The 271-nt window shown below is 34.3% G+C and carries 1 pseudogene; it reads left to right on the top strand.

The window, feature by feature from the left end:
• Positions 1 to 271, top strand: a pseudogene (locus GUI70_RS25685) (hypothetical protein); the annotation flags it as partial.

Below are 271 nucleotides of genomic sequence, written 5' to 3'. Positions count from 1 at the left end.
GGCTCTAAGCAACATACGATTACTTTAGATAAAGAGTTAAGTCAAGTGCGTGCATACTTATCACTCGAACAAGCACGTTATCCAGGAAGATTTAATATCAATATTAATGTTGAAGACAAATATCGCGATGTGCTTGTACCACCATTTTTAATTCAAATTTTAGTTGAAAATGCCATCAAACATGCGTTTACGAATCGAAAGCAAGGTAACGATATTGACGTGTCAGTGATTAAAGAAACTGCAACACATGTACGTATTATTGTACAAGATA

This window comes from Deinococcus alpinitundrae, assembly GCF_009982895.1.
In the GTDB taxonomy this organism is placed as follows: domain Bacteria; phylum Deinococcota; class Deinococci; order Deinococcales; family Deinococcaceae; genus Deinococcus; species Deinococcus alpinitundrae.
Note: the sequence above shows the minus strand (reverse complement) of the source record. Positions and strands in the feature narration are given on the sequence as shown.